Source organism: Actinomadura keratinilytica, from assembly GCF_039539665.1.
GTDB lineage: Bacteria > Actinomycetota > Actinomycetes > Streptosporangiales > Streptosporangiaceae > Spirillospora > Spirillospora keratinilytica.
Genome location: NZ_BAABDO010000037.1, coordinates 44,308 through 50,307 on the forward strand (window position 1 = coordinate 44,308; position 6,000 = coordinate 50,307).

Consider the following 6,000-nt stretch of genomic DNA (forward strand, 5'->3'; position numbering starts at 1 on the left):
ATCGAGATCGGCCCCGGCCGGAGGACGGCGGCATCGCGGCAGGTCGGGGGCGGGACCGCCGGAGAAGCGGAACGGAGGATTTTCATGATCGGTAAACGATCGGGATGAATCCGAGAACATTTCATGATCAGTTCGGCGGGCGATAATGGCATTTCTGCTGCAAGCCGGCGGGCGGCCATTTCCAGCGAACCGGGGCGGAAAGCTAGTAACGTCCGTGTCCGTGGCTGCTTCGACCCATGCGCACGTGACCGCCCAGCGGGCCCTCGACGAGTTGCTGGACTGCCCGCCCGCCCTGCTGGACACCACGTTCGACCAGCTCCGGACGCTGATCACGGTGTACGAGACCGGCTCGGCCCTGCGCGCCGCACGGGCCCTTGGCCGCGAGCAGTCCAGCGTCCAGAAACAGCTCAACACGCTCAACCGCAACTGCCAGGCGCTGTGCGGCGAGGTGCTGACCATCCGGCAGGGGCGCGGCAAGGACTTCCTGTTCACCGAGACGGGGGAGGCCGCGGTCCGGCTGGCCCGCAGCACCCTGACGCGGTGGCAGGAGTCCATCCAGCGCAGCCGGCGGCGCCTGGGCCGGATGCTGACCGTCGGCACCACCGAGTTCACCCTGCCGATCATCTCCCGGGCCTGGGACCGGGTCGCCGAGCAGCTCCGCCGCCAAGAGGTGGAGTTCAAGGTCGTCCACGTGCGCACCCGGGACCTGTGGAGCCGCCTGGAGGCGCGGCAGGTCGACCTCATGTGCGGCAGCATCGTCAGCAGGTCCGGGGACGACCGCCGCCTCGCCGACTACGAGGTGGTCGAGTTCGCCCGCGGCCGTCCCATGCTGTTGACCAACCTCACCGAGGGCGAACTGCCCGGCGACGCGGTCGGCACCACCGCACTGGCCGAGCTGCCGCTCGTGGTGCCCCCGGCCGGGCTGGTCGCCGACTATCTGAGCAGCTGGTACGGGCCCGGCTTCCGCGACCGCCTCGACGTGGTGGCCGACATCGACGACGTCCACTACGGGCTGTCGCTGCTGCGCTCCGGGTTCGTCCGCGGCTGCATGATCGTCACACCGTCCATCGGCCGCCGGATGGCCGCCGACAGCGACGCCGGCGGCGTCCCGCTGCGCTCCCTCGACCTGCGCGACGACCGGGAGCCCCGCGTGGAGATCATGACCGGCGCGTTCGTCCACCGGGCCGACCTCATGCGGTACGCGAGCGAACATCCGCTCAACCGCCTCTGGACGGCCGTCCAGGAAGACGGCCGCACCTACCGGACCCCCTGACGCGCGCCGCCGTACCGGCACACCCGGTCACTCCACCCGAGCCTCGGGATCGCCTGCCTGCTCGCCGATTGCGGTGGTCGCTGGAACGCCCGGCCAGGCCCACTGAGCCTTGTGATCGCGGACGGCCGGTCGCCTGTGCCGGCGCCGCTCCTGACCGCCTGGCTTCGCAAGCCGCCCGGCGGTCTATGGTGCTGCCGCGGACCCGCTCGGTCGCTCGCACCGGGCCTGGTGGCGGCCCGGCCACTCGCGGGTGTCGCTGCGGTGGTCGCGCTGGTTCGCGCGCTGCTCTACGGGTGTCTTGAGTCTCCGGCCGCTCGTGCGCCCGCCTGTCTGCGGCCTCCCGGCCGTATGAATGAAGGGGGCGTGCTGGTGTGTCCGATTGGTGTCACTGGTCCCTTCATGGCCTGGCTGTCCGCGGCCACCTGGCCCTTTGTGGTCGTGTGGCGCTCGCGCGCTCGGCTGCCTGTGGTCGCCCGGCTGATCATGGTGGTGTTGCGCTGGCCTGCGTGGTTGGTTCGGTTGGGTCCTGGGAGCGTCTGGCTGTCCGCGTCGACTGGTTGTTCGTGGTGGTGTGCGGCGGCGCGCTCGGTTGCTCTCACTGGCCTGTCGGCCGTCCGGCCGTCTGTGGCGTGGCCGGTGGCGGTGGCGCCGTGCTGACATGCTCGGCTGTCCGGGCCTGCCGCTCGTCTGCGGTGGTTGCGCTGGCTTGCGCGTTGCCTCTACTGGGTCTGCCGGCGTTCGACCGCTTGGGATCCGCCCGGCCGTTCTGCGCTGGCGCGCTCGGTTGGGCCTACTAGGTTGCGAAACCGCCTGGTTGTCGGCGCTTGTCCGGTTGTCTGTGGTGGTGCCGCACCGGTGCGCCCGGCCTCTTCCACCGGGACATGCGATCGCCTGCCAATCTGTGGCACGTGTGGTCAGGCGTGGCGGGCGCTGTGCTCCCGTTGGGGGCCAGGGGCCCGGGGCGGCGTGCCGGGATGGGGACGGGGTGACCGGGGCTTTTACGGGGCGCCTTGCCGCCCTTCCGGTGTTGCGGGCGGCCCCCGGTCCGGGTGTGTTGGGGCGGTGCTGCGGGCTGCTGGTCCGGCCGGGGGCCGTGTGGCCAACGGCGGGTTACTTGATCTGGTTGTCCACCACGTCGAGCGTCGGGCGGGCGCCCAGGTGCTGGAGGGCCTGGGCGGCCAGGCGGCAGCCGGCGGACAGGGCCTCGGCCGGGGGCTTGCCGTCCAGCCAGGCGGGGAGGAAGCCGGCGATGAACGCGTCGCCCGCACCGGTGCCGTCGACGATCTTGTCGATGGGTTCGGCGGCGACGGTGACCGGTTCGGGGCGGCCGTTGGTGTACCAGAGGGCGCCCTCGGCACCCAGCTTGATCACGACCTGCGGGTACCAGGCGGTGAGCACCTTGGCGGCCGCGTCGGGCTTGTCGCGGCCGGTCAGCACCTCGGCCTCGCGTTCGTCCACCACGAGCAGGCGGGCCCCCTGCGTCCACTCCAGGAACGGCTCGGCGCCCATGCGCTTGAGCGGGGAGGAGGAGCCGCCGTCCACCGAGATCGACATCTGCGCCTGGGCGGCCAGTTCGAGGGCGCGCGTGGCGGCCTTGCGGGAGCCCTCGTTGATCAGTGAGTAGCCGGACAGGTGCAGGTGGGCGCCCTGGGTGAACAGGTCCCGGCAGCGTTCGACGTCCTCGGGCAGCAGCGCCGCGTTGGCGCCCGGGTCCGACAGCATGGTGCGGTCGCCCTTGTGGGTGACGAGCACCACGCAGGTGCCGGTGGGACGTTCGGAGTCCATGACCAGGCGGGCGTCGACGCCGTACCCCATCAGCTCCATGTCCCGGTTCCGGCCCGCGATGTCGGAGCCGCGACGGCCCACGAACGCCACCTCGACGCCCTCAAGGGCCAGCCAGGAGGCGACGTTGGCGCCCGAGCCGCCTCCGTGCGTCGTCACGGCGGCGGGCGTGTCGCTGCCCTTGGCCAAGGGGTAGGCGGCACGTGCCACGGTGTCTGTCATCAGATCGCCGACCACGACCACGCGCGTCATGGAGTCATCACCTCGATCAACACGGCCCGCGCGAGCGGCATACAGGGCGTGTGCTCGACCGTAACAGTTCTTGACCCCCGATTAGGTCTCGAACGCGCAGCGAAACCGGGAACACGGCGTTTTCACCGGCCGCCGCCGCGCCGACAACCGTGCCTTACCCTCTGGTACGTGACCGAACGGCATGCCGGGCGTTATCCGGACCACTGGGAGGCGGACGTCGTCCTGACCGACGGGGGAACCGCGCACCTGCGTCCGATCCGGCCCGAGGACGGCCCGCTGCTGCGCGCGTTCTACGCCCGGCTGTCGCCCGAGTCGATCTACTACCGGTTCTTCTCGCCCCGGCCGACGCTGTCGGACCGCGAGGTCGCGCACTTCACCACCGTCGATTACGACCGCCGGGTCGCGCTGATCGCCACCATCGGCACCGAGATGGTGGCGGTGGTCCGCTACGACCGGCTGGCCGACGGCGGCAAGCCGGGCACCACCGCGGAGGTGGCGTTCCTGGTCGAGGACGCCCACCAGGGGCGGGGCCTCGGCGCGGTGCTGCTGGAGCACATCGCGGCGGCGGCGCGGGAGCGGGGCGTGCGCCGGTTCGTGGCCAGCGTGCTGCCCGAGAACCGGCGGATGACCAGGGTGTTCCGCGAGGCCGGATACCGGGCCGAGCAGCGGTTCGAGGAGGGCGTGATCGAGCTGGTGCTCGATCTGGAGCCCACCGAGACGTCCGTGGAGGTCATGGCGGCGCGCGAGCACCGGGCCGAGTCGCGGTCGATCCAGCGGCTGCTGTTCCCCCGGTCGGTGGCGGTGATCGGCGCGAGCCGCACCGAGCACAGCGTCGGCCACACGGTGCTGCGCAACCTGCTGTACGGGGACTTCAGCGGCCCCGTCTACCCCGTCCACCCGACCGCGACGGCGGTGGCGGGGGTGCGGGCGTACGCGTCGGTGCTCGACATCCCCGACGAGGTGGACCTGGCGGTGGTGGCGGTGCGCGCCGACGCCGTGCACGAGGTCGTCCAGCAGTGCGCGGGCAAGGGCGTGCACGGCCTGGTGGTGGTGTCGTCGGGGTTCGGCGAGACGGGCCCGGAGGGCCGCGAACGCCAGGAGGAGCTGGTGCGCCTGGCCCGCGCCTACGGGATGCGCGTGGTCGGCCCCAACTGCCTGGGCATCGCCAACACCGACCCGGACGTGCGGCTGAACGCGACCCTGGCCCCCACCATGCCGGGGCGCGGCCCCGTGGGGTTCTTCTCGCAGTCGGGCGCCCTCGGCATCGCGATCCTGCAGCGGACGGCCGAACGCGGCCTCGGCCTGTCCACGTTCGTGTCGGCGGGCAACCGGGCCGACGTGTCCGGCAACGACCTCCTGCAGTACTGGGAGGAGGACCCGGCCACCAAGGCCGTCCTGCTGTACCTGGAGTCGCTGGGCAACCCGCGCAAGTTCGCCCGGCTGGCGCGGCGGCTCGGCCGCCGCAAGCCCATCGTGGCGGTCAAGAGCGGACGCAGCACGCAGGGCGTGCCGCTGGGCCACGCGGCGCAGGCGCTCAGCCTGCCCGACCACGCGGTCAGCGCGCTGTTCGCGCAGGCCGGGGTGATCAGGGTCGAGGACCTGTCGGAGCTGTTCGACGTGGCGCAGCTGCTGGCCTACCAGCCGCTGCCCGCCGGGAACCGCATCGCGATCATCGACAACTCCGACTCGCTGCGGCTGCTGGCCCAGGACGCGGCCATGGCCCTCGGGCTGGAGGTGCGTCCCCCCGTCGACCTGGGGCCGCGGGCGGGCGCCGCCGAGTACGAGGCGGCGCTGGCCGCCGCGCTCGACGACGACGAGGTCGACGCGGTGGTGGCGCTGTTCACCCCGCCCACCATCGGCGGCTACGACGTGCACGTGCCCGAACGCATCCTCAAGCTGGCGGCCGACAGCCCCAAGCCGATCGTCGCCACCTACCTGGGCATGAAGGGCATGCCCGAGGAGCTGCGCGTCGTCGGCCCCGACGGGACGGCGGCCGCGGGGTCCATCCCGTCCTACCCGGCGCCGGAGGACGCGGTGCGCGCCCTGGCCTACGTGGTCCGGTACGCGCAGTGGCGGCGGCGGCCGTCCGGGCGCATCCCCGACCTGCCCGACGTCGACCGCAAGGGCGCACGCCGGCTGGTGGAGCGGTGGCTGGACTCCGGGGACGCCCCGGAGGAGGCCCCCGCCGAGCTGCTGCGCTGCTACGGCGTCACGGTGGGGGAGCCGGTCGCGGCGGGGGACCACGGCGGCGTGCGGACGCGCATCTCCACCAGGGAGGACCCCTCGTTCGGCGCGATCGTGTCGTTCGGGCTGGCCGACGAGACCGCCGCGCTGCTGGACGACCGGGCCTACCGCCTGGCGCCCCTGTCGGACGTGGACGCGGCCGAGATGGTGCGGGCGATCCGCACCGCTCCGCTGCTGCTGGGCCACCGGGGCGCCGACCCGGTGGACGTGGGCGCCCTGGAGGAGCTTCTTCTGCGCGTGGCGCGCCTGGCCGACGACCTCCCCGAGGTGGCGCGCCTGGAGCTCGACCCGGTCCTCGTGCACTCTTCCGGGGTGTCGGTGCGGCACGCGTCGCTGCGCCTGCAGCGCCCCGTGGGCCCGCGTCCCGAACTGGGGCCGCGCCGCCTCCGCTAGGTGTTCTGTCCCGACAGGTTGGTGACGCGGCTGGCGGGTGGGAGGCCGCCGAGTGC

The 6,000-nt window shown here is 72.7% G+C and carries 3 protein-coding genes; 2 read left to right on the plus strand and 1 reads right to left on the minus strand.

Translation table 11 applies throughout. The features are described from left to right. The first annotated feature begins 220 nt into the window (after positions 1–220). The gene (locus ABD879_RS14710; protein WP_345021694.1) at positions 221–1,273 is read left to right on the plus strand and encodes a LysR family transcriptional regulator; all 1,053 of its coding nucleotides are present in this window, start codon (positions 221–223) and stop codon (positions 1,271–1,273) included. Positions 1,274–2,383: 1,110 nt separating this feature from the next. Here ABD879_RS14710 and ABD879_RS14715 read toward each other — a convergent pair. After that, positions 2,384–3,307: a carbohydrate kinase family protein gene (locus ABD879_RS14715; protein ID WP_345021696.1), complete on the minus strand. Its 924-nt coding sequence runs from the start codon at positions 3,305–3,307 to the stop codon at positions 2,384–2,386. 168 nt (positions 3,308–3,475) lie between these two features. Here ABD879_RS14715 and ABD879_RS14720 point away from each other — a divergent pair, with 168 nt between their 5' ends. After that, entirely contained in the window at positions 3,476–5,944 is a 2,469-nt protein-coding gene (locus tag ABD879_RS14720) for a bifunctional acetate--CoA ligase family protein/GNAT family N-acetyltransferase (protein WP_345021698.1), read from the plus strand. The last annotated feature ends 56 nt before the right edge of the window (positions 5,945–6,000 follow it).